Origin of the sequence: Blastococcus sp. CT_GayMR19 (assembly GCF_004570385.1) — a bacterium.
Classification (GTDB): Bacteria; Actinomycetota; Actinomycetes; order Mycobacteriales; family Geodermatophilaceae; genus Blastococcus_B.
The window spans coordinates 114,755-139,112 of the sequence record NZ_SPQL01000004.1 but is presented as its reverse complement, the minus strand read 5'-3'; the positions used below and the strand labels follow the sequence as shown (position 1 = coordinate 139,112).

The window sequence follows — 24,358 nt, the reverse complement described above, 5'->3', positions numbered from 1 at the left end:
TGCCGAGCGTGAGCGAGGACGGCGCGGTCCCCCATCCGCTCGGCCGTCAGGATGCCGCCGCGCTGATCGGGGTGCTGGCCGTGCTCGAGGGCCAGCTGATCGCCGGTGACCTGGACCGGCACGTGATCGACCACCTGAACGGCCACCTGCGCGGCGCAGACCTCGTCGGACCCGGTGCCGGGCCGGCCGAGCTACGGGTGGCGCTGGCGACCCTCAACCAGCGGCTCCGGTACGTGCTCGGTGAGTACGCCGAGCCGCCGGCGCCCGACACCGGTGAGGTCGACCAGTACTTCGGGTTCGCCGCGGAGGCTCCTGCCCGGGCCTTCGTCGAGGCCGTTCGCGCGCGGGGCGGGACGCCGGCGGCCCCGGTCCCCGTCGACGGCCGGGCCTACGACGACGGGACGGTCCGCTGGCAGGTCGCCGTTCGCACGGCCGACCTGCCCCTGTCGGCCGCGTTCGCGGTCGACCAGCAGCAGCTGCTCGCGCTGGCCGCGCAGCACGGTGGCAGCCACGGCGGCTGGGGCAGCCCGCCCCCCTGAACTCAGCCGACGGTGATCCGCCCCTCGACGGCAGCGAGCGCGATGTCGGTGCGCCAGTGCGCGCCGGCGAGCCGGACGCCCGCCACCCGTTCGTAGGCAGCCTGCCGGGCCGCAGCGAGGTCGGGTCCGACCGCGGTCACGGCCAGGACCCGGCCGCCGGCCGCCACCACCGACCCGTCGGGTGCCAGCGAGGTGCCGGCGTGCAGGATGCCGTCGCCGTCGGCGCCGGTCACGGGTCCCCCGGTGCGCGGGGCCTCCGGGTAGCCGGGAGCGGCGACGACGACGGTCACGGCCGAACCCTCCCGCCAGCGCAGCGGGGGGACGTCGGCCAGCGTGCCGGTCGCCGCCGCGTGCAGCAGTCCGGCCAGCGGGGTCTCCAGCAGAGGCAGCACGACCTGGGTCTCCGGATCGCCGAAGCGGGCGTTGAACTCCACCACCCGGAGGCCTCGGGAGGTCAGCGCGAGCCCCGCGTAGAGCAGGCCGCTGAACGGCTCGCCACGCCGCGCCATCTCGTCGACCGTCGGCTGCAGGACGGTGGCCAGCACCTCGTCCACCAGTCCCGGCGGCGCCCAGGGCAGGGGCGCGTAGGCCCCCATGCCGCCGGTGTTGGGCCCGGCGTCGCCGTCGTCCCGGCGCTTGAAGTCCTGCGCGGGGACGAGCGGCAGGACGGTCGTACCGTCCGACAGCGCGAACAGCGAGACCTCGGGGCCGTCCAGGTACTCCTCGATCAGCACCGCTCCGCCGGCGTCGAGGACCGCGCGGCCGTGGGCCACCGCGGCGTCGCGGTCGGTCGTGACGATCACGCCCTTGCCCGCGGCCAGCCCGTCGTCCTTGACGACGTACGGGGCGCCGGGGTCGAGCTGGGCCACCTCGTCCAGCGCGGTCTCCAGCTCCGCCGGCCCGCCCACCGGCCAGGCCCGGGCCGTCGGCACTCCTGCCGCGGTCATCACGTGCTTGGCGAAGGACTTGCTGCCCTCGAGCTGGGCCGCCTCGGCCGACGGGCCAAAGCAGGCGATCCCGGCGTCCCGGACGGCGTCGGCGGCGCCCGCGACGAGCGGCACCTCCGGCCCGACGACGACGAGGTCGGCGCGCCAGGTCACCGCCAGGGCGGCGATCGCGTCGGGATCGGTGACGTCGACCGGCAGCGGTTCCGCGACCGAGCGGGTGCCCGCGTTGCCGGGTGCGCAGGCCAGCGCGCTCACCGCGGGGTCGGAGGAGAGCGCCACGCACAGGGCGTGCTCCCGGGCACCGGAACCGATCACGACCACGCGCACGGGGCGAAACTACCCAGGGCCCGGGTCAGCGCGGACGGTTGGGCTGCTCCCGCAGCGCGCGGGAGAAGGTGCGCAGCCGCGCGCGCTCCTGCGCCCGGGCCCGGGCGTCGACCCGGAGCAGCTGCCGGTGCGCCTCCGCCTGCAGCTTGCGCCAGGCGCGATAGCGGCCCGGGTCCAGCGAGCCGTCGTCCAGGGCGGCAGCGACGGCGCAGCCTGGTTCGGAGCGGTGCCCGCAGTCCCGGAACCGGCACTCCGCGGCGAGCGAGGCGACGTCGGCATAGGCGGTGTCGACGCCCTCGGCGTCGTCGTAGAGGCCGAGTTCCCGCATCCCCGGCGTGTCCACGAGCATTCCGCCGCCGGGCAGCAGGTGCAGCTCGCGCGCGGTGGTGGTGTGCCGGCCCCGGCCGTCGCTCTCGCGGATCTCCCGCGTCTCGGCCAGGGTCCGCCCGGCCAGGGCGTTGGCCAGGCTGGACTTGCCGACGCCGGACGGGCCGACCATGGCGCCCGTGCTGCCGGGCCCGAGCAGGGCGCGGACGGCGTCGAGGCCCGCACCGGTGACCGAGCTGACCGGGAGGACCGCGACCCCGAGCGCGTCCTCCGCCACCTCCGCCACGGCCGCGGGGACGTCGTCGCACAGGTCGGCCTTGGTGAGGACGACGACCGGCGTCGCACCGCTGCCCCAGGCCACCGCGAGATAGCGCTCCACGCGCCGCAGGCGGGTCTCGCCGACGAGCGCGTCGACGACCAGGACGACGTCGAGATTGGCCGCCACGACCTGCGCGGCCGACGTCCGGCCCGCCACCGAGCGGACGAAGGCACTCCTTCGAGGGAGGACGGCGACCGCGAGCTCGCCCCGCACCGCCACCCAGTCACCGACCGCCGGACCGCCCGTGCCGGCCTCGTCGTAGAGCACCGCGGCGGGATGGACGCGGGTCTCGCCGCAGGCGCCGAGCACGCGCAACCGGCCCCTGTCCACGCGCGACACCCGCGCGGGGGCGCTGTCCGGCGGCAGTTCGGCCAGCCGTTCGGCCGTCCAGCCCAGTGCTGAGAGATCGGTCACGTGACGCATGGTGCCGGGCTGGTCAGCGTTGTGTCTTCCGAATTGTGGGCGACTCGTTCGCTTCAGTTCGCCGTCCGGACATCCGAAACATGTGTTGTGAGGGACATGCACGCGACCGAGTCGCTGGCGACGCGACCAGCGACCCGCCCTTCCCTGCCCGTCGTCATCGGGCACCGCGGGGCACCGGCCTACCGGCCGGAGCACACGGCGGCCAGCTACGAGCTGGCCATCGACCTCGGGGCGGAGCTGATCGAGCCCGACGTGGTGATCAGCCGCGACGGCGTCCTGGTCGTCCGCCACGAGAGCGAGCTCTCCTGGTCCACCGATGTCGCCACCCGACCCGAGTTCGCCGGCCGCCGCACCACCAAGCTGGTCGACGACACGCCGTCGACCGGCTGGTTCGCCGAGGACTTCACCTATCCGGAGCTGCGCACGCTGCGCGCGATCGAGCGCATGCCCGAGCTCCGGCCCCTGAACACCGCCTACGACGGCCACTTCGGCATCCTCACCCTCGCCGAGGTGATCGATCTGGCGCGCACCCGGTCCACGGCTCAGCGGCAGGTGCGCGTGCTGGCCGAGCTCAAGCACGCCGCCTGGTCGACCGACCACGGGCTGCCGATGGCCGAACTGGTCAGCGCGGAACTGCGCCGGCTGGGTGCGGACGACGCGCAGGGCACGGTCCTGCTGCAGTCGTTCGAGCCGGCGGTGCTGCGCGACCTGCGCGCCCGCCTCGGTGCGAACGGGCCGCAGATGGTTCAGCTCGTCAACGACTTCGCCGCGGGCGACCTCATGGTGACGCCGTCCGGCCTGCGGGAGATCTCCACCTACGCCCAGGCCGTGGGCCCGAGCCGTGACCGCATCGTCGGGAAGGACGGGCAGGCGAACACCGGCACGTCCGACCTCGTCCAGGAGGCCCACCGTGCGGCGCTCGCCGTCTTCTGCTGGACCCTGCGCGCGGAGAACGCGTTCCTGCCGGCGCACCTGCGCCGCGGGAAGGCTCCCAGCGGGCTCGGCGACGCCCTCGGTGAGGCCCGCCAGCTGCTCGCGCTGGGCGTCGACGGCCTGATCACCGACTCACCCGAGTACGCCGTCCGCGCCGTCGCCGAGCTCTCTGACACTGCGGTCCTCCGGACCGCACGGCGGCCAGGTGCCGTCCCCAAGCCTCGTTGAGCCGCTGCGTCACGGCTGCCCGGACCCCTCCGGGGCCCACTCGCCGTGACAAGAACTAACCGATCAGGTCGTGGATCACCACGTTCTCGTCGCGGCCGGGCCCGACGCCGATCACGCTGATCCGGGCGCCGGAGAGCTCCTCGAGCCGGCGCACGTAGGCCTGCGCGGTGGCGGGCAGCTCGTCGAAGGTCCGGCAGTGCCGGATGTCCTCGGACCAGCCCGGCATCTCCTCGTAGACCGGCGTGGCGTGGTGGAACTCGGTCTGCGTCATCGGCATCTCGTCGTGCCGCACGCCGTCGACCTCGTAGGCGACGCAGATCGGCACCGACTCCAGGCCGGACAGCACGTCGAGCTTGGTCAGGAAGTAGTCGGTGATCCCGTTGACCCGGCTGGCGTAGCGGGCGACGACGGCGTCGAACCAGCCGCACCGCCGGTCGCGGCCGGTGGTCACGCCGACCTCGCCGCCCTGCTTGCGCAGGTACTCGCCGCTGGCGTCGAACAGTTCGGTCGGGAACGGGCCGGAGCCGACGCGGGTCGTGTACGCCTTCAGGATCCCGACCACCCGCTCGATGCGCGTGGGGCCGATCCCGGCGCCCACCGCCGCACCGCCGGCGGTCGGGTTGGACGACGTCACGAACGGATACGTGCCGTGGTCGACGTCGAGCAGCGTGCCCTGCGACCCCTCCAGCAGGATCCACTCCCCGCCGTCCAGCACCTTGCCCAGCAGCAGGCGGGTGTCGACGATGCGGTGCTTGATCGCCTCGGCGTACGCGGCGTACTCCTCGACGACCTCGTCGACGTCGATCGCCTTGCGGTTGTAGACCTTGACCAGGATCTGGTTCTTCTCCTGCAGGGTGCCCTCGAGCTTCTGGCGCAGGATCGACAGGTCCAGCAGGTCCTGCACCCGGATGCCGACGCGGGCCACCTTGTCGCCGTAGGCGGGGCCGATGCCCCGGCCGGTCGTACCGATCCGGCGCTTGCCCAGGAACCGCTCGGTGACCTTATCCAGGGCACGGTGGTGCGGCATGATCAGGTGGGCGTCCGAGGAGATGACCAGCCGCGAGGTGTCCACCCCGCGCTCCTCCAGGCCGGCCAACTCGCCGATCAGCACCTCGGGGTCGATGACGACGCCGTTGCCGATCACCGGCGTGCAGCCCGGCGTGAGGATGCCCGACGGGATCAGGTGCAGCGCGTACTTCTCGCCGTCCGGGGTGATCACCGTGTGCCCGGCGTTGTTGCCGCCCTGGTAGCGGACGACGTAGGGAACGCGGCCGCCGAGCAGGTCGGTGGCCTTTCCCTTGCCCTCGTCCCCCCATTGGGCGCCGATCAGCACGACAGCCGGCATCGGGTCCTGGTTCTCCTCGTGAGTCGGGGTGGCGGGTGGATCGGTTGCCTGCCACCCGGGCGGTTCCCGGCTGACCAGATGGCAGGGTATCCGCATGTCCTTCGTGGAGTTGGACCTCCGGCGCCTCGACCCCGGCGAGGCCCCTCGCCGGGGGGACGTCGCAGCCGCGGTCGAAGCGGACTCCGTACGGCTCCGGGGGCCCGTCCCGGCCCTCGCGGCGGTGCTGACCGCCCTGCTGAAGGCCGGCCGCACGTCCCTCGTGCCGGTGGCCTGGGAGCCCACCGCCGACAAGGCCTCGCTGTCCCTGGCCCGCGACCTGGAGATCGGCAGCGGCGAGCCGCGGGACCTCACGCTGGTGCGGGACGACCACGGCGGCGTGCTGCTGCACCACGGGCGGATCGAGGCGGCGGGGAACGGCCGGCGCTCGCTCAGCCGCCGGCTGGGGTGCCAGGCCCACCACGACGACATCCAGGTGGCCGACGGCGAGATCACGCGGATCGACGTGCGCCCGGACTGGCGGGCGGTGGACACGATCGGCGTGACGGTGATGACGCTGCCGCTGCGACCGACCCGTCAGACCAGCGGGCGCGCCCTCCAGGTGGCGTCGGACCCGGCGCGGGTCCTGCGCGACGGCGTGCCGTACCTGCGCCCGGTCGACCGCTGGACCTGGTACGCCGACGACCGGGTGCGGTGGCGGCTGCAGCCCTGAGGCACCCGGGCAGCGCTCCACGGAGTGGAACGCTGCCCGGGCCCGTCAGGTGAAGATGCTCACCCCGCCGGGGCCGACGAGCAGGCCCACGATGATCAGGACGATCCCCCAGAGCATCTGCCCTCGGAAGATCGCGAAGATCCCGGCAACAACGAGGATGACCGCGAGAATCCATAGAAGCGTCGCAGCGTCCATGACCTGCCCTCCCGACATCGCACGGCACCGGACTGGCACCGTTCACGGTCAGTAATGATCATCACGGACCGTGGCGAAACGTCAGGCGGCGAGCGTCGGGTCGCAGTCGCGCAGCAGCTGGGTGCAGCGTTCCTGCTCGTCGACCTCGCCGATCCTCTCGGCCGCCTTCGCGAGCTCGGTGACACAGCGCAGGAAGCCGCGGTTGGGCGCGTGCGACCACGGCACCGGGCCGAAGCCCTTCCAGCCGTTGCGGCGCAGCGCGTCCAGGCCGCGGTGGTAGCCGGTCCGGGCGTAGGCGTAGGCCTCGATGGTCCGGCCGCCCTCCAGCGCGTTCTCGGCCAGTGCCGCCCAGGCCGCGCTCACCGTCGGGTGCGCCGCCGCGACCTCCGCCGGGTCGGTCCCCGCGGCCAGCGCCTCGTCGGCCGCGGGAGAACCGGGGAGCAGGGTGGGGGGCGGCTCGCCGAGCAGGTTGTGGTGCGAGTGCGTCATGCTCAGCCGCCCGTCGACTGGCCGGCGGACAGCAGGTCCTCGCAGGACTGCACGATGCGCTCGGCCATGCCGACCTCGGCGGTCTTGAGGTAGCTGCGCGGGTCGTAGGTCTTCTTGTTGCCGACCTCGCCGTCGACCTTCAGGACGCCGTCGTAGTTGGTGAACATGTGGCCGGCGATCGGGCGGGTGAAGGCGTACTGGGTGTCGGTGTCGACGTTCATCTTCACGACGCCGTAGGACAGCGCCTCGCGGATCTCCTCCTGCGCCGAGCCGGAACCGCCGTGGAAGACCAGGTTGAACGGCTTGTCATCGCTCGTCCCGAACTCGCGGGCGACGATGTCCTGGCCCTGCTTGAGGATCTCCGGCCGCAGCTTGACGTTGCCCGGCTTGTAGACGCCGTGCACGTTGCCGAAGGTGGCCGCGAGCAGGTAGACGCCCTTCTCCCCCAGCCCCAGCGCCTTGGCGGTCGCGACGAAGTCCCCTTCGGCCGTGTAGAGCTTCTCGTTGATGTCGTGCGCGACGCCGTCCTCCTCGCCGCCGACGACGCCGATCTCCACCTCGAGGACGATCTTCGCGGCCGACGTCCGGGCGATCAGCTCCTCGGCGATCTGCAGGTTCTCCTCCAGGTCGATCGCCGAGCCGTCCCACATGTGCGACTGGAACAGCGGCTCCTGCCCGGCGTCGACGCGGTCCTGCGACAGCGCGATCAGGGGACGGACGTAGGCGTCCAGCTTGTCCTTGGGGCAGTGGTCGGTGTGCAGCGCGATGTTGACCGGGTACTTCTCGGCGACGACATGGGCGAACTCGGCCAGCGCCACCGCGCCGGTGACCATGTCCTTCACCTTGGTCCCGGAGGCGAACTCCGCCCCGCCGGTGGAGAACTGGATGATGCCGTCACTTCCGGCGTCGGCGAAGCCGCGCAGCGCCGCGTTGACGGTCTCCGACGACGTGCAGTTGATCGCCGGATAGGCGAAGCCGCCCTCCTTTGCCCGGCGGATCATGTCGGCGTAGACCTCGGGGGTCGCGATGGGCATGCGGGCACTCCTGTCGTCGCGGTCCGGTGTGGGCGCTGCTCCCGTGCAGTATCGCGCCGCGAGGGTCAGTCCGGGGCGTCGGGGCGGACGCACATGCCCAGTGCGGTCACCAGCACCACCGCCTGGGGGACGTCTATCTGCGCTCCGGTGAGCTCGACGGTGCGCGGGTCCACCGCCGAGAGGTCCGACCCGCGCAGGTCGGCGCCGCTCAGGTCGGCGTCGTGCAGCTCCGCGGCGGACAGGTCCAGCCCCCGGAGGGTGGCCCCGGCGCCGCGCAGACCCCTGAGCTCGGCCTCGCGCAGCCGCACCCCGGTCAGCGTCGCGCGGGTGAGGTCGGCTCCCGCCAGCCCGACGAAGGACCAGTCGCCGCCGCTCACGGTGAGCAGGTCGAAGGTGCACCGCTCGAACCTGCTGCCGACCAGCTTGCAGTCGGTGAACGTCGCCGAGAAGAACGAGCAGCCGGTGAACGTGCAGTTGAGGAAGGCGGCGTCGGCGTGCGTCGAGAGGTTGAACCGGCAGTCGCGGAAGGTGCAGTCGGAAAAGACGGCCCCGTCGTCCGTCGCCTCGGTGAGATCCACGCCGACGAAGGCGACGCCCGTGTGCTCCTGACCGGAGAGGTCCTCGCCGTACCAGTCGGCCTGGCGGACCTCGGTCTGGGTCACGCTCAGCCCTGCTCGACGCGGCTGGCCACCCGTGCGGCCACGATCACCGGGTCGTAGGTCGGCGAGAACGGCGGCGCGTAGGAGAGGTCCGAGCCGGCGAATTCCTCGGCCGTCATCCCGGCCCAGATCGCCGTGGCCAGCACGTCGATCCGTTTCCCGCTGCCCGGGCCGCCCACCACCTGGGCGCCCAGCAGCAGCCCCGAGCCGCGATCGCTGAGCAGCTTGACGGTCATCGGCTCCGCGCCCGGGTAGTAGCCGGCGCGCGTCGTCCCCTCGATGATCTCGCTGCGGTACTCGTACCCCGCCTTCTCGGCCTGGGTGGTGCAGAGCCCCGTGCGCGCGATCTCCAGGTCGCCCACCTTGGTCAGCGCCGTCCCGAGGACCCCGGCGAAGCGGGCTGCCCGGCCGCCGATCACCGCGCCCGCGACCCGGCCCTGCTTGTTGGCGTGCGTTCCCAGCGCGACGTGCAGCGCCTCGCCGGTGATCCGGGAGTACGTCTGGGAGCAGTCGCCGGCGGCGAAGACCTCCGGGTGGGACCGGCTGCGCTGCGTGCGGTCCACCTCGATCGCGCCGGTCTCGCCCAGGCGCAGGCCCGCCTCGCGCGCGAGCGTCACCTCCGGGCCCATCCCCAGCCCGAGGACGACGAGGTCGGCCGGGTAGCGGCCGGCGTCGGTGCGCACCGCGGCCACCACGCCGTCGGCGTCGACCTCGATCTCCCGCACCGGCTGCTCGGTCTGCATGTCGATGCCCATGTCGCCGATGGCCTTGCACACCCGCTCGGCCATCTCGACGTCGAGCTGCGACATGGGCATCGGGTCGGCCAGGACGACCGTGACGTCCAGCCCGCGCGCGTGCAGCACGTCGGCCATCTCGAGGCCGATGTATCCCCCGCCGAGGACGACGGCCCGCTTCGCACCCGCCGCCACGGCGGCGCGGATGTCGGCGCCGTCGGCCAGCCGGTGCACCCCGTGCACCCCGGGGGCGTCCAGCCCGGGCACGGGGGGCCGCAGCGGCCGTCCGCCGGTCGCGACCAGGAGGTTGTCGTAGCCGAGCCTGTCACCCGAGCTCGTCGTGACGGTGCCGGCGTCGAGGTCGACCGCTTCGGCGCGGGTCCCGGTCCGGACCTCGATGTCCCGGGCGGCGAACTGGGCGGGCGTGCGGGCGATGAGCTTGTCGCGATCGGAGACCAGGCCGCCGACCCAGTAGGGGATGCCGCAGGCGGAGTAGGACACGTCGGGGCCCTGCTCGAGGACGACGATCTCCAGGTCGCCTGCCTCGCGCAGCCGCCGGGCCTGCGCGGCCGCGGACATGCCCGCGGCGTCTCCGCCGATGACGACCAGCCGATCGGTGCTCACGCCGCCCAGGGTGTCACTCCCCCGGCGCCTGCGCGCCCCGTTCGCGCAGCCCGTCCACCGCTCGGGTGGCGGCCGCGATCTGGGTACGGTCCTGCCCGACCGCCCACCGGCGCGTCGCCCGCTCCACGGCGAGCGCGTTCCAGCCCTCGCCGTCCTCGTCGGAGAGGTGGACGAGCAGGATCCGGTCGTCGTGCTCGACGCGGCACCGGTGAACCGGGTTGCCGGCCTCGTGGACGACGTGGGCGCCCTCGGCGTCGGCGACGAACGACCCCCACCGGCCCGGCACGGGTCAGTCCCCGGCGAGCCCGGCGACGGCGGCGAGGTCGCCGGACCCGGCCCCGCGGAAGATCTTGCCGGGGTTGAGCAGGCCGGCCGGGTCGAGCGCGTCCTTGATCGCCCGGTGCACCGACAGCGACACCGGGCCGATCTCACGCTCCAGCCAGTCGAGCTTGAGCGTCCCGACGCCGTGCTCGCCGGCGATCGTGCCGCCGAGGGAGAGGCCCAGCTCGAGGATGTCGTCGAACGCGGCGAAGGCCCGCACCCGCTGGTCCGGGTCGGTGGGGTCGAACACGATCGTGGGGTGCATGTTGCCGTCCCCGGCGTGGCCCACGACCCCGATGACCAGGCCGCATTCCCGGGCGACCGCGTCGCAGCCGTCTATGAAGGCGGCGATCCGGGACCGGGGCACCGCGACGTCGTCCAGCAGCACGCTGCCCAGCCGCTCCAGCGCCGGCAGCGCCATCCGCCGGGCGGCGAGCAGCAGATCACCCTCGGCCGGGTCGTCCGTCGAGTGCACGAAATCCGCCCCGGCCTCCTCGCAGATCCGGGTCAGCAGGGCGATCTCCTCGACCGCGGCCTCCCCGCCCGCGTCCGAGCGGGCGACGAGCAGGGCCTGGGCGTCCCGGTCGAGGTCGGCCTTGAGCAGGTCGTCGACCGCGCGGATGCAGGTGTTGTCCATGACCTCCATCAGGCTGGGGATCAGCCCGGAGGTCACCACCCGCTCCACGACCTGGCCGGTCTGCGCCGTCGTCGCGAACGTGGCCGCGAGCGTGAGCGCCGGCCGCGGCGCGGGGCGCAGCGCGAGCGTCGCCTCGGTGATGACGCCGAGGGTGCCCTCCGAGCCGACGAACAACCGGGTCAGGTCGTAGCCGGCGACGCCCTTGACCGTGCGGCGGCCGGTGCGCAGCACCCGCCCGTCCGCGAGCACGACCTCCAGGCCGAGGACGTAGTCGGTGGTGACGCCGTACTTGACGCAGCACAGGCCGCCGGAGTTGACCGCCAGGTTGCCGCCGATGGTGCACCAGTCGTAGCTGGCCGGGTCGGGCGGATAGAACAGGCCGGCACCGGCGACCGCGTCGCGCAGCGACTTGTTCACCACACCGGGCTGGACGACGGCGAGCCGGTCCGCCGGCGCGACCTCCAGGACGGCGTCCATCCGCGTCAGGACGAGGGTGATGCAGCCGTCGATGGCGTTCGCGCCGCCGACCAGGCCCGAGCCGGCGCCGCGCGGGACGACGGGGACGCCGTGCCGCGCGGCCACCTGCATCACGGCGACGACCTCGGCGGTGCTGCGCGGGAAGACGACGGCCGCCGGGAGCCCCGCATCGGCGAGCATCGCCTGGTCGCGGGCGTACGCGGCGGTGACGTCGGGGTCGGTGAGGACCCCGTCGGCGCCGAGCGCGTCCCGCAGGTCCGACACCCACGCCGTCGCCACTGTGGTCATCGGAACACGGTACGACGGCTTCCGCCGTGCGGCTCAGGCCAGGCCGAGGTCGGAGAGCTCGTAGGCCGCCCGGTACTCGAAGCCGGCGGCCTCGACCGCGGACCGGGCACCGCGGTCGACGATGACCGCGACGGCGATCACCTCCGCGCCGGCCTCCTGGAGCGCCTCGGCCGCGGTGAGCGGGCTGCCCCCGGTGGTGGAGACGTCCTCCACGACGAGGACGGCGCGGCCTTCGACGTCGGGGCCCTCGATCCGCCGCTGGAGTCCGTGCGCCTTGCCCGCCTTGCGGACCACGCAGGCGTCCAGGTAGCCCTCGCCGGCCGCCGCCGCGTGCAACATCGCCGTCGCCACCGGGTCGGCGCCGAGGGTCAGCCCGCCGACGACGTCGTAGCGCAGGTCGCCCGTCAGCTGCCGCATCACCCGGCCGACCAGCGGTCCGCCCTCGTGGTGCAGCGTGAGCCGGCGCATGTCGATGTACCAGTCGGCCTCGAGGCCCGAGGCGAGCGTGACCTTCCCGTGCACGACGGCCAGCTCGACGATGAGCTTCAGCAGGCGGTCACGGTCGGGCAGCGTCGCGGGGGCCGTCATGCACCCGACCCTAGACATGCGGCAGGGCCGCTGCCCGACCCCCGTGAGGTCGGGCAGCGGCCCTGTGCGTCCGGCCCTCCGGCCGGTCCGATCACATGCCGGCGGGCTTGAGCACCTGGTCGATGATGTAGACGGTGGCGTTGGCGGTCTGCACGTTCCCGCAGATCACCGAGGCCTCCATGGCGACGACGGTGCCGTCCATGGCGATGGAGAAGTTCTCACCCTCGCCCTCGATGGTCACCTCGTCGTTGTTCAGCGTCTTGTGCGTGCCGGCCAGCTCCTCGGGGGTGAGCCGGCCCGGGATGACGTGGTGGGTGAGCACCGTGGTCAGCGCCGGGGTGTCGGCCAGCAGGCCGTTGAGCGCGTCGGCCGGGACCGCCTCGAACGCCGGGTTGGCCGGGGCCAGCACGGTGATGTCGTCGGTGGTGTTGAGCGTGTCGCCGAGGTTGGCGGCGGTCACGGCGGCGACCAGCGTGCTCAGGGCGGGGTTGTTGCTCGCGGCGGTGGCGACCGGGTCGTCGGTCATCCCGGTGAAGCTGCCCTCGCCCTCGGCGGGAACCGCGGAGCAGCCGGCGCCGAACGGCTCGTCCGACATCGGCTCCGCGCTGGGCTCGCTGGTCTCCATCTCGCTGGTGCTGGTGTCGGCGGCGGCACTGGTGTCGGCCGGCTCCTCCGAGCCGCCGCAGGCGCTCAGCGTGATGGCGAGGGTGGAGGCGGCGGTGATGAGGACGCCGCGGGTGAGGAGGTTGTTCTTCACAGGGATGGTGCTCCTTGTCCTGTCCGTGCGACCACAGTGTCGCGGGCGGGTCGTGCGCCGGCCGCGGGAGCGGTCCGGAGTCGCGTCGCCGGCGGCTGCCGGGACGAGTCGTGGGCCGGCCGGGCGGCCGGCGGGGGCGGTCACGCGGCGACCACCTGGATGGAGTGCCAGCCGGTGGAACCGGAGGGGAAGGGCGTGGCGCGGGCCTCGACCTGCTCCTCGCCGTCGGCGCTGGTGGCGCGGACGGTGATCGAGTGCCGGCCGGCGGGGAAGTCGTAGGGCAGGACCCACTGGCGCCACACGTCGGCGTCGACCTCCGGGGACAGCTCGGCCTCGGCCCAGTCCTCCTCGTCGACCCGTACCTCGACCTTGGCGATGCCCCGGGTCTGCGCCCAGGCGACCCCGGCGATGGCGCGGCGGCCGGCCGGGAACTCGCGCAGCGGGGCCGGGGTGTCGATCCGTGAGGCGACCTTGATCGGCCCCTCGGCGGCCCAGTCGCGCTCGACCCAGTAGGCGTCGAACGCGTCGAACGTGGTGGCCTCGATGCCGGTCAGCCACTTGCAGGCCGAGACGTAGCCGTAGAGCCCGGGGATGAGCATCCGGACCGGGAAGCCGTGCTCGACCGGCAGCGGCTCGCCGTTCATCCCGAACGCGAGCATCGCGTCCTCGACGTCGAGGGCGGAGCGGGTCGGCGCGCCGATGGTCATGCCGTTGACGTCGCGGCAGGCCAGCTGGTCGCTGCCCGACTGCACGCCGTTCTCCCGCAGGAAGGCGCCGAGGGGGATCCCGATCCACCGGGCGGTGCCGGCCAGCTGCCCGCCGACCTCGTTGGAGACGCAGGTGATCGTGATGTCGCGCTCGATGACGTCGTCGCGCTCGAACAGCTCGGGCAGCGTGTAGCTGCGCGGCGAGTCGAACATCCCGGTCAGCGACAGCTTGTAGTCGCTGGGCCGGATCTGCGGCACGCTGATCGCGGTGTCGACGCGGTAGAACTCGCGGTTGTCGGTGAACAGCGGCGTCAGGCCGTCGATCTCGCCGGAGAGGTCGGCGCCGCGGGGCAACGCAGCGGCAGCGGAGGCCGGCTTCGGCAGGCTGAGATCGGCGCGCGCCTCGGCGACGTCGAAGCGCCGCTGGAGCAGCCGGCCCCCGCCGCCGGCGACCGCGGCCACGCCGAGGGCCACCCCGCCGGTGAGGAAGAAGCGCCGCCGGTCGAGCGCGGCACCCTTGCGGTCGCCGGAGCCGAGGATCTCGCGGAGCCGTTCCACCATGCGCTCGTCGGCGTGGGCGGGATCGGCGGACCCGGCGGCCGGGGCCTCGCGGCCGTGCCGAGCGGGAGCCGCGGCCGCGCCGGATGGGGCGGTCAGCGGGACAAGCAGGGCGAGCAGCGCGAGGATCCCGGCGCCGGCGCCGACGATCGAGGGCAGGACGTCGAGCAGGCTGCCGGCCGGCCGGGTGAACGCGGCGAGCGCGCCCACGAAGCCGAACAGCGCGATCCCGAGGATCCCGAGGGGCCGGCTGCGCAGCGCGACGAGCCCGAGCAGCAGCGCGTAGACCGCGATGACGACCAGCGTCCCGGCGACGAGCACGATCTTGTCGTTCTCGCCGAAGTTCCGGATCGCGAACTCCTTGACCGGCTCCGGCGTCAGCGTGATGACGGCGTCCCCCACCGCGATGACCGGGGAGGACGCGGGTCCCACCAGCGCGGCGGTCAGCTCGGCGAAGCCGAGGGCGACTGCGGCGGACAGCAGACCGGCCAGGGCGGCGAGGGCGTTGCGCAGGCCGCGCGGAGCGCCCGGAGAGTCCGGGGCGGCTACGGGGGCCTGCGCCGAGGTGGTCACGCTCTGTCTTCGAACCGAGCCCGCCATCTGGATTCATTGCGTACGACATTTCTTGCCGACGCCACCGGGAGGGCATCGCAGATCCCGCGGTCTGCGAGGCTGGCGGGGTGACCGGTGCCGTCCCCACCCCCGACGGCGCAGCCCCGCTGATGCCGGTCAGCGCCCGCGTCGCGGTGGGCCTGATGGGGGTCCTCGCGGCGATGCTGCTGCTCTACGCCGCCATCACCTGGCTGGGGCGGGAGGGGCTGGCCGAGGCGGTGGGGCGTGCGCGGCCGGACTACTCGGAGGCGGAGGCCGCGCGGTACGTCCTGGTCAGTGCCTCTCCCTACCTCGTCGTCGGGGTCGTGCTCGCCGTCTCCGCCTGGTTCCTGCCCCGGCGGCGCCCCTGGGCGCGCTGGACCGGGCTGGCCGCGTCGTTCCTGCTGGCCGGGCTGATGCTGCTCGGAATGGCCTCGATCGGCGGCGTGACCCCGATCTCGCTGTTCGTGCTGGTGCTGTCCGTCGCGGCCGTCACCAGCCTGCTCGCCCGACCGACCGTCGGATGGATCGGGCGGCCCGGCGTCGGGGCCTGACCCCCGCCGGCCGGGTCAGCCGGGCTGGCCGGTGGCGCGCAACCACCCGCGGTAGCGGTACCACTCGCTCGACGGCTTGAGCGCCAGCAGCACGATCGCGACCGCGTCGAGGAGCATCTCGACCCAGCCCAGGAAGGTGAGGACGGGAAGGGTCGCCACGCCGAAGGACGAGCTCAACCCGGCCCCGAGGAGACCGAAGACGAGCCCCAGTCCCGCCAGGACCCACAGGACGATCCGTGCCCAGTTGTGCCCGCGCCAGGCGAACCAGACGAACATCGCGAAGAGAGCGGTGAAGAGCAGGCCGATCAGGACTCCGAAGGTGCCGAACGTCTCGGCCATCCCCGCGGCCATCTCGGCCTCTTCGGGGGACAGCTCGCCGAGCCCGGCCTCCGTCGTGGCGAGGTCGGTCAGCGTGTCCATGTTGAGCACGGCGATGAGCTGGCTCACGAGGCTGATCACGACGGACGCCACGAACGCCCCGATGCCGGCGCGCACGGTGACGGGCCGCTCCACCGGCGTCGGTGCCCCGTAACCGCTCGGGGCCGTGGGCGCCGCGCCGTACCCCGGATAGGGCGACTGGCCGTACGGCTGCTGACCGTACGGCGGCTGGCCATAGGGCGGCGGGCCCTGCGGGGCACCCCAGCCCTGGGGTTCCGGCTGACCCGGCGCGCCGCTCTCGCCCGCCGGGTTGCCGTAGGGGCCCTGTCCTGCCGTCATTCCGCGACTCCTCGTCGTTCCGTATTCCCGACGATCATGCTGGACCGGCAGGGTGGAGGCCAGGATCCGTCGTCCGTGTCGGCCGTTCGAGGGAGACGTGACCAGCGCCTTCCCGGGCTGCGCTCTCAGCCGCGGCGGACCGTGAGGCCGACCTCCTCCGGCCCGGCGAAGTCGACGTTCGCGTCCACGACCACCTCGTCGCCGTCCCGGATGTCGCCGGACAGCAGCGCCCTGGCCAGCTGGTCGCCGATCGCCGACTGCACCAGCCGGCGCAGCGGGCGGGCCCCGTAGACCGGGTCGAACCCGTTCAGCGCCAGCCACTCGCGCGCGGCGTCGGTGACGCGGAGGGTGAGCCGGCGGGCGGCCAGCCGGCGGGCGAGCACGCCGACCTGGATGTCGACGATCCCGGCCAGCTCCTCGCTGCCCAGCGCGCGGAAGACGACGACGTCGTCGAGCCGGTTGAGGAACTCCGGCTTGAAGTGCGTGCGGACGACCTCCATCACCGCGCCCCGGCGCTGCTCCTCGGGGACCGATTGGTCGGCGATCAGCTGCGACCCCAGGTTCGACGTCAGCACCAGGATCGTGTTCCGGAAGTCGACCGTCCGGCCCTGCCCGTCGGTCAGGCGGCCGTCGTCCAGGACCTGCAGCAGGACGTCGAAGACGTCGGGGTGCGCCTTCTCCACCTCGTCGAGGAGGACGACCGTGTACGGGCGACGGCGCACCGCCTCGGTGAGCTGGCCGCCGGCCTCGTACCCGACGTAGCCGGGCGGTGCCCCGACCAGGCGGGCCACCGAGTGCTTCTCCGAGTACTCGCTCATGTCGACCCGGACCATCGCCCGCTCGTCGTCGAAGAGGAACTCCGCCAGCGCCTTGGCCAGTTCGGTCTTGCCGACACCGGTCGGGCCCAGGAAGAGGAAGGAGCCGGTCGGGCGGTCCGGGTCGGAGACGCCGGACCGCGCACGACGGACGGCGTCGGAGACCGCGCGGACCGCCTCGGGCTGACCGACCACCCGCGCCGCGAGGCCCTCCTCCATCCGCAGCAGCTTCTGCGTCTCGCCCTCGAGCAGCCGGCCGGCGGGGATGCCGGTCCAGGCCTGGACGACCTCGGCGATGTCGTCGGGGCCGACCTCCTCCTTGAGCATCGACTCCCCGGACTTCACCGACTCCTCCGCGGAGGTCAGCGCCTTCTCCAGCTCGGGCAGCCGGCCGTAGCGGAGCTCCGCGGCCCGGGCGAGGTCGCCGTCCCGCTCGGCACGCTCGGCCTCGAGCCGGACGTGCTCCAGCTCCTCCTTGATGTGCTGGAGCCGGCTGATGGCGGTCTTGTCCTGCTGCCAGCGGAAGGTCAGCTCGGCCAGCTCCTGACGCCGGTTGGCCAGCTCCTCGCGGAGCGTCGCCAGCCGCTGGAGGGACGACTCGTCGTCCTCCTTGGCCAGGGCCATCTCCTCGATCTCCATGCGGCGGACGGCGCGCTCGACCTCGTCCACCTCGACGGGGCGGCTGTCGATCTCCATGCGCAGCCGGCTGGCGGCCTCGTCGACGAGGTCGATCGCCTTGTCCGGCAGGAAGCGGGCCGTGACGTACCGGTCCGACAGGGTCGCGGCCGCGACGATCGCGGTGTCGGTGATCCGGACGCCGTGGTGCACCTCGTAGCGCTCCTTGAGCCCCCGCAGGATGCCGATCGTGTCCTCGACGCTCGGCTCGCCCACGAAGACCTGCTGGAAGCGCCGCTCCAGCGCCGGGTCCTTCTCGATGTGCTCGCGGAACTCGTCGAGCGTGGTGGCGCCCACCATCCGCAGCTCGCCACGGGCGAGCATCGGCTTGATCATGTTCCCGGCGTCCATCGCGGAGTCCCCGGTCGCACCGGCCCCGACGATCGTGTGCAGCTCGTCGATGAACGTGACGATCTGGCCCTCGGCGTCGGTGATCTCCTGGAGGACGGCCTTGAGCCGCTCCTCGAACTCCCCCCGGTACTTGGCGCCGGCGACCATCGAGCTCAGGTCCAGCGCCATGAGTCGCTTGCCCTTCAGGCTCTCCGGCACGTCACCGGCCACCATCCGCTGCGCGAGCCCCTCGACGATCGCGGTCTTGCCGACGCCGGGCTCCCCGATCAGGACCGGGTTGTTCTTGGTGCGGCGGGACAGCACCTGGACGACGCGGCGGATCTCGGTGTCCCTGCCGATGACGGGATCGATCTTCCCCTCACGGGCCCGCTGGGTGAGGTCGACGGCGTACTTCTCCAGGGCCTGGAAGGTGCCCTCGGGATCCGGCGTGGTGACCTTGCGGGTGCCCCGGACCGTCCGGAAGGCGGCCAGCAGGGCGTCGCGGGTCGCGCCGGTGCTGCTCAGCACCGTGCCGGCCTCGCCGTCGGAGCCGGCCAGGCCCACGAGCAGGTGCTCGGTCGAGACGTACTCGTCACCGAGGGCGCTCGCCTGCTCCCCGGCGGCGTTGATCACGCGCAGGAGTTCCCGGGACGGCGACGGCGCGGACACCGTCGCGCCACTGACGCTGGGCATGCGGCGCAGGGCCGCCTCCGTCTTGGCGCGGACGTCGACGGGATCGGCGCCGACCGCCTTCAGGAGCGGTCCCGCGATGCCGTCGGCCTGCTCCACCAGGGCGGCGAGCAGGTGCAGAGGTTCGAGTGCTGCCTGGCCCCGGCTGACGGCCAGCCGCTGGGCGGCGGCGAAGGCTTCCTGCGATCGGGTGGTGAGCTTGCTCTCCATGATGGCTGCGGTGCGTCCTTCCGAGTGGAGCTGTTCGGGAGCTGCGGTGGACCGTCGTCCTCAGCCGACGGGATTCACCGGGGACAACGACCATAGAGTTGAGTCTGTTCCGCTCAACCCCCGGCGTCCAGCGGCCCCTCGCCTCCGCCGATGCGGCGGCCCAACCGATGGCACAAAACCATCTGCGCCCTAGACTTGTGCGATGACCGCTCTGCCCGCGCCGAGCGTGGCGCTCGACGATCAGCTGTGCTTCGCGCTGTACGCCGCCTCGCGGGCCGTGACCGCGCGGTACCGCCCGATGCTCGACGAGCTCGGTCTGACGTATCCCCAGTACCTGGTCATGATGCTGCTCTGGGAGTCCGACCACCAGACCGTGGGGCAGCTGGGATCCCGGCTCGCGCTCGACAGCGGCACGCTGTCGCCCCTCCTGAAGCGGCTCACGGCCGCCGGGCTGGTCACCCGCCACCGCCGGGTCGAGGACGAGCGCTCCGTGTCCATCGCCCTGACCGACGAGGGCCGGGCGCTGCGCGACCGGGCCTTCCGCATCTCCGAGTCCATGATCGGGACCATCGGCTTCGACGCCGACGAGTTCGGCGACCTCATGCAGCGCCTCCGCCTGCTCACCGACCGGGTGAACCGGGGCGAGGCGTTCTGCGCCTGACGGCTCCCGCCGCGACGACGGTTGTGCGCAACAGGTCCGGGTAACGGGACGGCGACGCCGTCCACCCCTGAGGCGGCCCGGCCCGCAGGAGGCGCCATGCCCACCCGCACTGCACACACCGCCTGGACCGGATCGCTCCAGGAGGGCTCCGGCCAGGTGGAGCTCTCCAGCTCGAAGGTCGGCACCTACCAGGTCTCCTTCCCCAAGCGGGCCGCGGACGACGCCGGCGGCACGACCAGTCCCGAGGAGCTCGTCGCCGCGGCCCACTCGGCCTGCTTCGCGATGCAGTTGTCCGCCAACGTGGCGGAGGCCGGCGGCACGCCGGGATCCCTGGACGTCACCGCGGAGGTCACCCTCGGCCCGGACAAGGACAACGGCGGGTTCCGGCTGACCGGGATCCTGCTGACCGTGCGCGGGCAGGTCGAGGGGCTGGACGCTGCGGGATTCGAGAAGGCCGCCCAGGAGGCCAAGGCCGGCTGCCCGGTCAGCAAGGCACTGACCGGCGTCGAGATCCGCCTGGACGCGGCACTGGGCGGCTGAGCGCTCCCCGCCAGTTCCGGTAACGGAACTTTGCACCCGCGGAGGTGCCCTGGGCGCCGAGCGGTGCGACGATGCGAGACCTGTTCACCGGACGGCTCCGGCCCACGCGCACCCGCTTCTCCCCGGCGTGCGGGTGGCAGCCGGAGCCGGCCGGGCAGGGCATCCACGGCTTCCCGAGAGGCACACGACGATGACCGGCACGCACGGAACGACGGAAACGGCCGGACCCGTCCCCGGGCCCGTGCCACCGGAGGAGACGGAGGCGACCGGTCGCGCCGACGCCGATCCGGCCGCCGTCGCCGCGGTGACGCGTGCCGTCCGCGCGGCGCTGCCGCCCGACAGCGTGATCGACGACCACCTCCGGCTGCGCACGTACGAGTGCGACGGGCTGGCCCACTACAAGGTCATCCCCTCGCTCGTGGTGCTGCCGGAGACCGCGGAACAGGTCGCCGCCGTCGTCCGCGCGTGCTCGGAGCACGGCGTGCCGTTCGTGGCTCGCGGCTCGGGGACCGGACTGTCCGGCGGCGCCCTCCCCCGGGCCGACGGCGTGCTGATCGTGACGTCACGGATGCGCGCCGTCCGCGAGGTCCGGCGGGAGGACCAGCGAGCCGTCGTCGAGCCCGGCGTCATCAATCTCGACATCACGAAGGCGACCACCGGGGGCGGCTACTACTTCGCGCCCGACCCCAGCAGCCAGCAGATCTGCTCGATCGGCGGCAACCTCGCCGAGAACTCCGGCGGCGCGCACTGCCTGAAGTACGGCTTCACCACCAACCACGTCCTCGGCGCCGAGTTCGTCACGCCGCAGGGCGAGATCGTGCAGCTCGGCGGCCTGGCACCCGACGCGCCGGGCTACGACCTCCTCGGCGCGGTCGTGGGCTCGGAAGGCACGCTGGGAGTGGCGACGTCGGTGACCGTCCGCCTGGTGCGGCTTCCGGAGGACGTCCGCACCCTGCTGGCCGGCTTCGCGTCCACGGACGACGCCGGCGCCGCGACGTCGGCCATCATCGGCGCCGGCATCGTCCCGGCCGCCATCGAGATGATGGACGCGCTGGCGATCGAGGCGGCCGAGGCGGCGACGCACTGCGGTTATCCGGCCGGTGCCGGCGCGGTGCTGGTCATCGAGCTCGACGGGGCGACGGCCGAGGTCGACCACGAGTTCGCCGAGGTGGAGCGGCTCTGCGGCGAGCACGGCAGCTTCGAGCTGCGGGTGGCGGTCGATCCCGCGGAGCGGGCGCTGATCTGGAAGGGCCGCAAGTCGGCGTTCGCCGCGGTCGGGCGGATCAGCCCGGACTACATCGTCCAGGACGGCGTGATCCCGCGGACCTCGCTGCCCCAGGTGCTGCGCGCGATCGCCGACCTCTCCTCGTCCTCCGGCGTCCGGGTCGCCAACGTGTTCCACGCCGGCGACGGCAACCTGCACCCCCTGGTGCTGTTCGACGACGCGATCGAGGGTGCGGGGAAGGCGGCCGAGAAGGTCAGCGGGGCCATCCTCGACCTCTGCATCTCCTCCGGCGGGTCGATCACCGGAGAGCACGGGGTGGGCATCGACAAGGCCGCGTACATGCCGCGGATGTTCTCGGAGGACGACCTGGACACGATGCAGCTGGTCCGCTGTGCCTTCGACCCGGACAACATCGCCAACCCCGGGAAGGTCTTCCCGACGCCGCGACTGTGCGGCGAGGTTCCCGGCCGGCACCGGGGCGCGCACCCACTGGTCGAGGCCGGTCTGGCGGAGCAGTTCTGATGAGCGCTCCCACGATCGACCTCGACGCCGCCCGCTCCGCGCTCGGATCCGCCTGCGGGGACGTCACCGACGCCGGGCCGGACGACGCCGTCGACGGCGTGCCCCCCGCTCTCGTCGCCCGCCCGGCCTCGACCGCGGAGGTGGCCGAGGTGCTGCGTGCCGCCGATGCCGCGGGGCTCACCGTCGTGCCCCGGGGGCGGGGCACGAAGATGACCTGGGGCAGGCCCCCGGAGCGGGTCGACCTCGTCGTGGACCTCAGCCGCATGGACGCCGTCGTCGACCACGCGGCCGGCGACCTCATCGTGGAGGCCCAGGCGGGGGCGCCCCTCGCCGCCGTCCAGGAGACCGTGGCCGGCGCCGGCCAGCGGTTCGCCCTCGACGACCCGGTCGGCGACTCCAGCGTCGGCGGGGCGCTCGCCACGAACCTCAGCGGCCCCGGGCGGGTGGCCACCGGCACCGCGCGCGACCTCCTCATCGGGGTCACGGTCGTCCGTAGCGACGGGGTGATCGCCAAGGCCGGGGGCCGGGTCGTCAAGAACGTCGCGGGCTACGACATCGGCAAGCTCTTCATCGGGTCCTTCGGCACCCTGGCCGTCCTCACCCAGGCGGTGTTCCGCCTGCACCCCCTGCCGGCGGCGCGGCGCGTGGTCACCGTCGGCTTCGACCGTCCGGAGGAGGCGCAGCGGTTGGTGCAGCAGGTGATCCACGCGCAGGTGGTGCCCGGAGCCATCGAGGTCGACCGGCCCGCCGAGGGGCAGGGCACCGTCGCCGTCCTCCTCGACGGCATCGAGGCGGGGGTCGCGGGGCGCACCGCCACCACGCTGCGGCTGCTCGGGTCCGACGCCCGCGAGGACGCCGACCTCCCCCCGGGCTGGGGCACCTTCCCCTGGGCCGCCGCCGCTCCGGCCGAGAGGCAGACGGCACTCAAGGCCACCTTCGCCCTGTCCGGCCTGGCCCGGGTGCTCGACGTCGCGCGCACCGCGTCCGCCGCCGCCGGCGTGCGGCTGGACCTGCGCGGTTCCGGCGGCGCCGGCGTCCTCTACGGCGCGGTGTCCGCCGACGCAGACCCGGGCGCCGTCGGCTCGGTCGTCGACCGGCTGCGCGCCGAGTGCACCGCGCTCGGCGGCGCGCTCGTCGTCCTCGACGGACCGCCCGCGGTCAAGGCCGCGGTGGACACCTGGGGGCCGGTCCCGGCGATCGACCTCATGCAGCGGGTGAAGGACCGCTTCGACCCGGAGCGCCGCCTGGCACCCGGCCGCTTCGTGGGAGGGATCTGATGACCAGCTCGACCGACCGGACCCGGCCGGCTGCCGAGGGGGCGGTCCCCCTCGGGCTGCCGGCTCTCCGCGGCGCCTTCGACGACCACCGGCCGCCCCCGCCGGAGCTGGTCAGCGACTGCGTGCACTGCGGGTTCTGCCTGCCCACCTGCCCCACGTACAACCTGTGGGGCGAGGAGATGGACTCGCCCCGCGGCCGGATCTACCTGATGAAGTCGGGGCTCGAGGGCGAGCCCATGACCGATTCCATGGTGCAGCACTACGACGCCTGCCTCGGCTGCATGGCCTGCGTGACCGCCTGCCCCTCCGGCGTGCAGTACGACAAGCTCATCGAGGCGACGCGGGCCCAGGTCGAGCGGAACCACGACCGGACGCCCGGGGACCGGGCCCTGCGCGGCGCCATCTTCGCGCTCTTCCCGTACAAGCGGCGCCTTCGTCTCCTCCGGGGCCCCCTGCGCGCCTACCAGCACAGCGGCCTGCCGCAGCTGCTCCGCCGCAGCCGCCTGCTGGAGCGGCTGGCCCCGAAGCTGGCCGCCATGGAGAGCCTGGCGCCACCGCTCCGCAAGCGTGAGCGGGTCCCGGCGCGGGTGCCCGCCGTCGGGCCCCGGCGCGCCGTCGTCGGCCTGCTCACCGGCTGCGTGCAGGGTGAGTTCTTCCCCGGGGTGAACGCCGCGACCGCACGGGTCCTGGCCGCCGAGGGCTGCGACGTCATCGTTCCGCCGTCGCAGGGCTGCTGCGGGGCCCTCTCGGTGCACAACGGCCGCGAGCCGGAGGCCCAGCGCTTCGCCCGGGCGACCATCGACGTGTTCGAGAAGGAGGGCGTGGACACCGTCGTGGTGAACGCCGCGGGCTGCGGATCGAGCATGAAGGAGTACGCCGACCTCCTCTCCGACGATCCGGACTACGCCGAGCGGGCGAAGGGGTTCTCGGACCGGGTCCGGGACATCTCGGAGTTCCTCGCCGAGCTCGGGCCGGTGGCGGAGCGCCACCCCCTCGAGGTCAGCGTCGCCTATCACGACGCCTGCCACCTGGCGCACGCCCAAGGCGTCCGGGCCCAGCCCCGGGCGCTGCTCGGCGCGATCCCCGGCCTCGAGGTGCGCGAGATCGCCGACGCCGCCATCTGCTGCGGCTCGGCCGGCATCTGGAACGTCCTGAACCCCGAGCCGGCGCGCGAGCTCGGCGACCGCAAGGCCCAGAACATCGTCGCGACGGGCGCCGCGCTGCTGGTCACGGCGAATCCGGGCTGTCTCATGCAGGTCGCGGCGTCCCTGGACCGGCAGGGCGCGCGCGTGGGCATGGCGCACACCATCGAGGTCCTCGACGCCTCCATCCGCGGGCTGCCGGTCTCGGCTCTCCTCGGCGACTCGAAGTAGCACTCCCCTCCCC

The 24,358-nt window shown here is 73.4% G+C and carries 24 protein-coding genes; 9 read left to right on the top strand and 15 right to left on the bottom strand.

The annotated features are described in order from the left end of the window. Nucleotides 1-8 precede the first annotated feature (8 nt). A complete protein-coding gene (locus E4P39_RS07540; RefSeq protein ID WP_167761672.1) occupies nucleotides 9-539 on the top strand; it encodes a ribonuclease E inhibitor RraB in 531 nt (176 codons plus the stop codon). Nucleotides 540-541: 2 nt separating this feature from the next. Here the strand turns inward: E4P39_RS07540 and purD are convergent, their stop codons facing one another. Next, the gene (purD, locus tag E4P39_RS07535; RefSeq protein WP_135135784.1) at nucleotides 542-1,813 is read right to left on the bottom strand and encodes a phosphoribosylamine--glycine ligase; all 1,272 of its coding nucleotides are present in this window, start codon (nucleotides 1,811-1,813) and stop codon (nucleotides 542-544) included. Between the two features lie 25 nt (nucleotides 1,814-1,838). Next, nucleotides 1,839-2,882 carry a ribosome small subunit-dependent GTPase A gene (gene rsgA / locus E4P39_RS07530; protein WP_167761671.1) on the bottom strand — a complete coding sequence of 348 codons (1,044 nt, stop codon included), beginning with the start codon at nucleotides 2,880-2,882 and terminating at the stop codon, nucleotides 1,839-1,841. A gap of 96 nt (nucleotides 2,883-2,978) precedes the next feature. Between rsgA and E4P39_RS07525 the strand changes: the two genes are divergently transcribed. Further along, the gene (locus E4P39_RS07525) at nucleotides 2,979-4,043 is read left to right on the top strand and encodes a glycerophosphodiester phosphodiesterase family protein (protein WP_135135782.1); all 1,065 of its coding nucleotides are present in this window, start codon (nucleotides 2,979-2,981) and stop codon (nucleotides 4,041-4,043) included. A 55-nt stretch (nucleotides 4,044-4,098) separates the two neighbouring features. On the opposite strand, the gene E4P39_RS07520 is transcribed toward E4P39_RS07525, so the two are convergent. Continuing rightward, nucleotides 4,099-5,388: an adenylosuccinate synthase gene (locus E4P39_RS07520; RefSeq protein ID WP_135135781.1), complete on the bottom strand. Its 1,290-nt coding sequence runs from the start codon at nucleotides 5,386-5,388 to the stop codon at nucleotides 4,099-4,101. A gap of 94 nt (nucleotides 5,389-5,482) precedes the next feature. Here E4P39_RS07520 and E4P39_RS07515 point away from each other — a divergent pair, with 94 nt between their 5' ends. Further along, nucleotides 5,483-6,097: a hypothetical protein gene (locus E4P39_RS07515; protein ID WP_135135780.1), complete on the top strand. Its 615-nt coding sequence runs from the start codon at nucleotides 5,483-5,485 to the stop codon at nucleotides 6,095-6,097. A 45-nt stretch (nucleotides 6,098-6,142) separates the two neighbouring features. On the opposite strand, the gene E4P39_RS22240 is transcribed toward E4P39_RS07515, so the two are convergent. The 10 genes from E4P39_RS22240 to E4P39_RS07470 all read right to left on the bottom strand — a co-directional run bounded on the left by E4P39_RS22240 (nucleotide 6,143) and on the right by E4P39_RS07470 (nucleotide 14,738). After that, the gene (locus tag E4P39_RS22240; RefSeq protein WP_167761670.1) at nucleotides 6,143-6,292 is read right to left on the bottom strand and encodes a GPGG-motif small membrane protein; all 150 of its coding nucleotides are present in this window, start codon (nucleotides 6,290-6,292) and stop codon (nucleotides 6,143-6,145) included. An 81-nt stretch (nucleotides 6,293-6,373) separates the two neighbouring features. After that, nucleotides 6,374-6,781 carry a DUF3151 domain-containing protein gene (locus E4P39_RS07510; protein ID WP_135135779.1) on the bottom strand — a complete coding sequence of 136 codons (408 nt, stop codon included), beginning with the start codon at nucleotides 6,779-6,781 and terminating at the stop codon, nucleotides 6,374-6,376. A gap of 2 nt (nucleotides 6,782-6,783) precedes the next feature. Continuing rightward, a complete protein-coding gene (gene fbaA / locus E4P39_RS07505) occupies nucleotides 6,784-7,815 on the bottom strand; it encodes a class II fructose-bisphosphate aldolase (RefSeq protein WP_135135778.1) in 1,032 nt (343 codons plus the stop codon). Nucleotides 7,816-7,880: 65 nt separating this feature from the next. Further along, nucleotides 7,881-8,477: a pentapeptide repeat-containing protein gene (locus E4P39_RS07500; protein WP_135135777.1), complete on the bottom strand. Its 597-nt coding sequence runs from the start codon at nucleotides 8,475-8,477 to the stop codon at nucleotides 7,881-7,883. A 2-nt stretch (nucleotides 8,478-8,479) separates the two neighbouring features. Then, nucleotides 8,480-9,832 (bottom strand): FAD-dependent oxidoreductase, encoded by a 1,353-nt coding sequence (locus E4P39_RS07495; RefSeq protein ID WP_135135776.1) that lies wholly within the window; start codon nucleotides 9,830-9,832, stop codon nucleotides 8,480-8,482. Nucleotides 9,833-9,845: 13 nt separating this feature from the next. Continuing rightward, nucleotides 9,846-10,118: a hypothetical protein gene (locus E4P39_RS07490; protein ID WP_135135775.1), complete on the bottom strand. Its 273-nt coding sequence runs from the start codon at nucleotides 10,116-10,118 to the stop codon at nucleotides 9,846-9,848. Between the two features lie 3 nt (nucleotides 10,119-10,121). Beyond that, nucleotides 10,122-11,555, bottom strand: a complete 1,434-nt coding sequence (locus tag E4P39_RS07485) for an FAD-linked oxidase C-terminal domain-containing protein (RefSeq protein ID WP_209306417.1) — start codon at nucleotides 11,553-11,555, stop codon at nucleotides 10,122-10,124. 33 nt (nucleotides 11,556-11,588) lie between these two features. Further along, the gene (gene pyrE / locus E4P39_RS07480) at nucleotides 11,589-12,143 is read right to left on the bottom strand and encodes an orotate phosphoribosyltransferase (protein ID WP_209306416.1); all 555 of its coding nucleotides are present in this window, start codon (nucleotides 12,141-12,143) and stop codon (nucleotides 11,589-11,591) included. A gap of 91 nt (nucleotides 12,144-12,234) precedes the next feature. Beyond that, nucleotides 12,235-12,900 carry a fasciclin domain-containing protein gene (locus E4P39_RS07475; protein WP_135135774.1) on the bottom strand — a complete coding sequence of 222 codons (666 nt, stop codon included), beginning with the start codon at nucleotides 12,898-12,900 and terminating at the stop codon, nucleotides 12,235-12,237. Between the two features lie 140 nt (nucleotides 12,901-13,040). Continuing rightward, the gene (locus E4P39_RS07470) at nucleotides 13,041-14,738 is read right to left on the bottom strand and encodes a molybdopterin-dependent oxidoreductase (protein ID WP_209306415.1); all 1,698 of its coding nucleotides are present in this window, start codon (nucleotides 14,736-14,738) and stop codon (nucleotides 13,041-13,043) included. Between the two features lie 107 nt (nucleotides 14,739-14,845). Between E4P39_RS07470 and E4P39_RS07465 the strand changes: the two genes are divergently transcribed. Next, nucleotides 14,846-15,310: a hypothetical protein gene (locus tag E4P39_RS07465; RefSeq protein WP_135135772.1), complete on the top strand. Its 465-nt coding sequence runs from the start codon at nucleotides 14,846-14,848 to the stop codon at nucleotides 15,308-15,310. A gap of 15 nt (nucleotides 15,311-15,325) precedes the next feature. On the opposite strand, the gene E4P39_RS07460 is transcribed toward E4P39_RS07465, so the two are convergent. Both E4P39_RS07460 and clpB read right to left on the bottom strand, forming a co-directional pair. Beyond that, a complete protein-coding gene (locus tag E4P39_RS07460) occupies nucleotides 15,326-16,027 on the bottom strand; it encodes a hypothetical protein (protein WP_135135771.1) in 702 nt (233 codons plus the stop codon). Nucleotides 16,028-16,152: 125 nt separating this feature from the next. Further along, nucleotides 16,153-18,747 (bottom strand): ATP-dependent chaperone ClpB, encoded by a 2,595-nt coding sequence (gene clpB / locus E4P39_RS07455; RefSeq protein WP_135135770.1) that lies wholly within the window; start codon nucleotides 18,745-18,747, stop codon nucleotides 16,153-16,155. Nucleotides 18,748-18,949: 202 nt separating this feature from the next. On the opposite strand from clpB, the gene E4P39_RS07450 reads away from it, so the two are divergent. The 5 genes from E4P39_RS07450 to E4P39_RS07430 all read left to right on the top strand — a co-directional run bounded on the left by E4P39_RS07450 (nucleotide 18,950) and on the right by E4P39_RS07430 (nucleotide 24,345). Continuing rightward, entirely contained in the window at nucleotides 18,950-19,408 is a 459-nt protein-coding gene (locus E4P39_RS07450; protein ID WP_135135769.1) for a MarR family transcriptional regulator, read from the top strand. 96 nt (nucleotides 19,409-19,504) lie between these two features. Then, on the top strand, nucleotides 19,505-19,948 hold the full coding sequence (locus tag E4P39_RS07445) for an OsmC family protein (protein WP_135135768.1): 444 nt from the start codon (nucleotides 19,505-19,507) through the stop codon (nucleotides 19,946-19,948). Nucleotides 19,949-20,138: 190 nt separating this feature from the next. After that, nucleotides 20,139-21,695, top strand: coding sequence for an FAD-linked oxidase C-terminal domain-containing protein (locus E4P39_RS07440; RefSeq protein WP_135135767.1), 1,557 nt, complete (start codon nucleotides 20,139-20,141; stop codon nucleotides 21,693-21,695). Further along, nucleotides 21,695-22,972 carry an FAD-binding oxidoreductase gene (locus tag E4P39_RS07435; protein WP_209306414.1) on the top strand — a complete coding sequence of 426 codons (1,278 nt, stop codon included), beginning with the start codon at nucleotides 21,695-21,697 and terminating at the stop codon, nucleotides 22,970-22,972. Before E4P39_RS07440 ends, E4P39_RS07435 begins: the two co-directional genes overlap by 1 nt. After that, a complete protein-coding gene (locus E4P39_RS07430; protein WP_135135766.1) occupies nucleotides 22,972-24,345 on the top strand; it encodes a heterodisulfide reductase-related iron-sulfur binding cluster in 1,374 nt (457 codons plus the stop codon). The genes E4P39_RS07435 and E4P39_RS07430 overlap by 1 nt, the downstream gene beginning before the upstream one ends. Nucleotides 24,346-24,358 lie beyond the last annotated feature (13 nt).

Coding starts and splice junctions, on each gene's coding strand:
- rsgA (WP_167761671.1), bottom strand. CDS start 2,882: ATGCGTCACGTGACCGATCTCTCAGCACTGGGCTGGACGGCCGAACGG.
- E4P39_RS07525 (WP_135135782.1), top strand. CDS start 2,979: ATGCACGCGACCGAGTCGCTGGCGACGCGACCAGCGACCCGCCCTTCC.
- E4P39_RS07520 (WP_135135781.1), bottom strand. CDS start 5,388: ATGCCGGCTGTCGTGCTGATCGGCGCCCAATGGGGGGACGAGGGCAAG.
- E4P39_RS07515 (WP_135135780.1), top strand. CDS start 5,483: ATGTCCTTCGTGGAGTTGGACCTCCGGCGCCTCGACCCCGGCGAGGCC.
- E4P39_RS22240 (WP_167761670.1), bottom strand. CDS start 6,292: ATGGACGCTGCGACGCTTCTATGGATTCTCGCGGTCATCCTCGTTGTT.
- E4P39_RS07510 (WP_135135779.1), bottom strand. CDS start 6,781: ATGACGCACTCGCACCACAACCTGCTCGGCGAGCCGCCCCCCACCCTG.
- fbaA (WP_135135778.1), bottom strand. CDS start 7,815: ATGCCCATCGCGACCCCCGAGGTCTACGCCGACATGATCCGCCGGGCA.
- E4P39_RS07485 (WP_209306417.1), bottom strand. CDS start 11,555: ATGACCACAGTGGCGACGGCGTGGGTGTCGGACCTGCGGGACGCGCTC.
- pyrE (WP_209306416.1), bottom strand. CDS start 12,143: ATGACGGCCCCCGCGACGCTGCCCGACCGTGACCGCCTGCTGAAGCTC.
- E4P39_RS07460 (WP_135135771.1), bottom strand. CDS start 16,027: ATGACGGCAGGACAGGGCCCCTACGGCAACCCGGCGGGCGAGAGCGGC.
- clpB (WP_135135770.1), bottom strand. CDS start 18,747: ATGGAGAGCAAGCTCACCACCCGATCGCAGGAAGCCTTCGCCGCCGCC.
- E4P39_RS07450 (WP_135135769.1), top strand. CDS start 18,950: ATGACCGCTCTGCCCGCGCCGAGCGTGGCGCTCGACGATCAGCTGTGC.
- E4P39_RS07445 (WP_135135768.1), top strand. CDS start 19,505: ATGCCCACCCGCACTGCACACACCGCCTGGACCGGATCGCTCCAGGAG.
- E4P39_RS07440 (WP_135135767.1), top strand. CDS start 20,139: ATGACCGGCACGCACGGAACGACGGAAACGGCCGGACCCGTCCCCGGG.
- E4P39_RS07435 (WP_209306414.1), top strand. CDS start 21,695: ATGAGCGCTCCCACGATCGACCTCGACGCCGCCCGCTCCGCGCTCGGA.
- E4P39_RS07430 (WP_135135766.1), top strand. CDS start 22,972: ATGACCAGCTCGACCGACCGGACCCGGCCGGCTGCCGAGGGGGCGGTC.